The organism is Allocoprococcus comes, assembly GCF_013300725.1.
Taxonomy (GTDB): Bacteria; Bacillota; Clostridia; order Lachnospirales; family Lachnospiraceae; genus Allocoprococcus; species Allocoprococcus comes_A.
In genome coordinates, this window is the sequence record NZ_JAAIMM010000054.1 from 1 (window position 1) to 4,123 (window position 4,123).

Below are 4,123 nucleotides of genomic sequence, written 5' to 3' on the forward strand. Positions count from 1 at the left end.
GGTATTGTACCAAAGGGAATCGGGGAATAACAGATACGGATGATTACCTACTTACAATTCTCCTGTAAGATCGGAGGGATCTGAATAATTAATAGCTCTTTTGGTACTTGCTGTAACTGCTCCAGATAGTCTCTCTAAAATACTTAATCCACTGATTTGTTCAGAAATATCGTATCCATTAGAATAAGTTCCACCATCTGGACAAGTTCCTTGATTCCATCCACCCCATGTATAATAATCATGTTTCCATTTTTCTTCGTCATCATGTGTATAAATATTAATAGAGTTTGGAAGTCCAATTCCAACTGCATAAAACCTCTCGCAGCTAATCTTACCAGCAGATGTTACTGCTGCCTCAAGCGTTTTTTTGCTTGTCTCATTTCCATATCCATATGGTTTCGTTCCATAGTAAGTCGGTTTTCCATCTGTCAGGAAAATGACAATTTTCTTTGCATTTTCTCTACTACTGCTATTTATTGCGGTGGCAGCTTTTGTTAATCCCTGGTCGTAATTGGTTCCGCCATCTGCGGACAATTTTCCTGCTTCTTTCTTCAGGTTTGTTCCATTAACCCAATCATCTGTTTTTGTTTTAGCTGATGAACTAAAGGTGACTAATTTGTATTTTGTATCTACTGTTTCCTTTTTTGCATCGAAGGCATCTACTAAGGCGTTAATTGCATTTTTTGTACTTGTTAAATTACTTCCTTCCATACTACCTGAAGTATCAACCACCAACACAATATCAACAAAAGCTTTCTTTACATCGGAGCCAATTGTTCCGGAAGCATTCAGTGTAATATCATATGTACCATTGTCATTACGTTTGATGTACTTTTCATGAAACATCTTGCTTTCAACAGTTTCACCGGAACCGCCATTCTGAGAATAGTTATTTTTAAATTCTACGCTCCTGGAATTTCCAACTGCAATGTTCATATTTGTAGAAGTAATTCCGCTTCCGGCTACCGTACTGTCTACGAATATAGATGTATTTCTAGTATATCCTGATACATCTAATGTACCTGTTTCTTCGATATTGATGTCACCACATTTATCCTGTGGAATATTTACAATCGTACTTCCTCTGTAAACGCCATTTTCATATGTCCAGGTCATATCATTATATGATAAGGTACTTACATTACCTACTTTAAATGAAAGTTTGTTAGCTAATGCCTCTGCATCTGCAGCACTCAAACCAGTAATGGTTTTTGTTACAGTAACATTTGCTGTACCTGCTACTGGTGTCAATCTGTCTCGTGTAAATCTTACATTATCAATAAAGTTTCCGACTGTAGGATCATTGGATGCTGTGCTGCCTGCGACGAAGAAGAAACGTGTAGAATACTGATTACTTGCTACAGTATAAGTTCCCTGATGAGTTGTCCAAGAACGATCTCCGTCTGTATATGTAGCAACCATTGCTCCCGGATAGTTTTCCTTATGATTAACAACATCTAACACCTGAACCTGGGTTGTAATATTTTTAGCCAGGTCACTGGACATTGCAACAACATACATTGTATCATTTTCTACCGCAGAGCTATCATTTCCGTTCGATCCTCGTGCTCTATGTGCCACCTGATAATTTAAAACTTCTCCAGGTGTCGTAAGGACATCCTGATATAATGCTCCGGCGGCTGCACAGTTAAGTTCTGCAAACTGATTTCCATCTGCTGCTATCTCCTCTCCATGCCAACTATATCCACCTAATGTGTTGCCGGATGCTGTTGTAACAATTTCGATATCCGCGCCTTCCGAATCAGACCATGTAATATTTGCATCATGTGTACCAGTTGTCTGCCAAACACCTCCTAATTTTTTATAATTTTCATTTGAAAACTGCCAGTTATTTGTATTCAAATGATGATCCGTAACACTTGGTGTTTCAAAACTTCCATTCTGTACTTCATAGTATCCGGTCACATTATATACTGAACTTGTTGCAAGCGCCGTTACTCCGTCCTTTGGCAAGCCGTACTCATTTAAATCATTTTTAGCATACGCTTTTACTTTATAGGTTACTGAGCTATTCCCATTATATTTGAGCGCTCCACCATTCAATGCAATGTAGAGATCTTTTCCATCAGTGCTAATATCTTTTCCGAGGTTTGTACCTGTCGTACTGGAATACTGTGTTGGAATCTGCTGTTCCTCAGCTGCACCATTTATGCTTCGATACCAGACATATCCAACATCTGTAGTTGTATCACTGTAATTAGCTATCAGCTTTCCATAGTTTTCTGTAATACTTACTGTTCCTTGTGTATCAGCAACCTGAACATTATTGTTTTCCTGTGGGGTAGATTCATTTTTTTCTGCTTTTGGATTTTCTGGTTCAGTAACATCTTCTGTAGTTTTGTTAGTTGCCTTTTCAATTACATCAAAACATCCAACTACGATTGACTCTGTTTTCATCTCTACATCTTCTTCAAACTGAAGTGTATTTTCATTCAGTTCATATAATGTAGTTGTATGATCAGAAGAATCATATACAAATCCCATTGCATGGGTTGTATCTAAAGATGTATTTTCAAAACGGAAATGAATCGGTTTTTCAGGGATCTGTGCATTTGCTTCAGGACTGACAGAAAATGATACATTTCCCATGATCGTCTGCTGAATCGTATATTCAGTGATTCCACGAGCTTCCAGTTCATTCTGAATATTTTCGATTACGGTCGACTCTTCTGTTTCCGATTGTAGATTCATTTGAAGAGTTGCATTTTCTTCCGTTGACTGGAATGCTTCTCCTGGTATGGTAGCAAATAAAGTACCCTGTGAGACACCATCTTTCATGATTTCACTGGATAACTCCACTGTATCTGTTGGAACACGATGAACGGTTCCTTCATCAGCGAATGCTGATATCGCACTGCTAAGCACTAATACCATGCAAAGCATGAATGCTATTAAACGTTTCTTTGTTTTACTTTTCATGGCGTCCTCCTTCTATTCCTCAATTCTGACTTCATAATTGTTATCAAGTGCTCCGTCTATCAGCTTCAATAATTCAAGGGCACTGCGGAAATGCTGCTCTCGCTGCTCTTCCACCCAGGTAACGCTGCCCTGCCAGGTACCGTTCTGCTGATCCATGATTTTTATTAAAAAAGTTCTTGTATTTTTTTGCTTTTTATTCATGTCAGTTTTCATCTGCCCTTCCTAATTATTTAGACTTTTTTATCTTATATAGGTATTGTATCTGACAAAGCATTACGTGAATCATTACCAATAACGAAAAATATTAACTTTTTTAAGCTATAACAAGAAATAGTAATGTTTTTGTAATAATATAATGATTTGATACCAGGGTCAAAAGGTCAGAAAACCGATGCAAGCTTGCTTGCAAGAGGATTTTTGACCTCTTGATCCACCAAAAACATGAGTAAGTAGCCATTTTTCAAAGAAAAATGAACGGATTACGAATGCTTTTGAGGATTGCGAGAGTGCAAAGCACGTAGCAATCTGGTATCAAAGGGGTCAAAATACCTTTTACCACAACATCATGATTTGTAGGTGTGCGTAATATTTGTGTCTGACTCTACTATATGTATTGGGATATTAGAATAGAAGTAAAAGTGGGGAATAATGTGATGGAAGTGCAAAAAGTATAGATTGTGGGGAGCGCATAGAAAAGGAGTGATCTGGTTATAGCGGTGAGGGAGAGGGATTTTCCGGACAAAAAGATCCCGTGACTGATATTGGGGAGATGCACTGCATCTTAGACGGTGATCAGTCACGGGATGGGGGTAAGGGTTATTTAGTTTTTATTCAATGCCTAATTCTTTTAATAGTTTCTTTTGGTATTCAATGTCTTTTGCGGCATGTTCCAGATCGTTGTAGCGTTTGGCATTTAGAAGACATATGGTTAACTGGTTTAATTCTGCTCTGGTTTCAGCGCGTCCTTCCATAAGCCCTTCCGCTCTGCCTTCTTCTCTTGCATCTTCCTTCAAGGTTTTCTCATATAAGTCTTTATCATATGTCGTCAGAATCATATTCGTCACCTCCGCTCGATGTTTTTTCAGAAAATCTGCCAACACGTCCTGGTTAATACAGGTATCAATTGCTTTTTCTAATGCATCTTCCACAGAAGGTTCCGACTGTATATATTCCCTGACACATT

General features: G+C 38.2%; 2 protein-coding genes and 1 pseudogene. All 3 read right to left on the bottom strand.

The window, feature by feature from the left end; genetic code table 11:
• Positions 1-51: 51 nt before the first annotated feature.
• Complete coding sequence (locus G4407_RS15785; protein WP_173689638.1) at positions 52-2,940, bottom strand: vWA domain-containing protein; 2,889 nt, start codon at positions 2,938-2,940, stop codon at positions 52-54.
• A gap of 12 nt (positions 2,941-2,952) precedes the next feature.
• Positions 2,953-3,153 carry a hypothetical protein gene (locus tag G4407_RS15790; protein ID WP_008371181.1) on the bottom strand — a complete coding sequence of 67 codons (201 nt, stop codon included), beginning with the start codon at positions 3,151-3,153 and terminating at the stop codon, positions 2,953-2,955.
• A gap of 614 nt (positions 3,154-3,767) precedes the next feature.
• Positions 3,768-4,123, bottom strand: a pseudogene (locus G4407_RS15795) (hypothetical protein); the annotation flags it as partial.

Excerpts from the sequence above, each read along its gene's own strand:
- G4407_RS15785 (WP_173689638.1), bottom strand. The coding sequence starts at position 2,940 with ATGAAAAGTAAAACAAAGAAACGTTTAATAGCATTCATGCTTTGCATG.
- G4407_RS15790 (WP_008371181.1), bottom strand. The coding sequence starts at position 3,153 with ATGAAAACTGACATGAATAAAAAGCAAAAAAATACAAGAACTTTTTTA.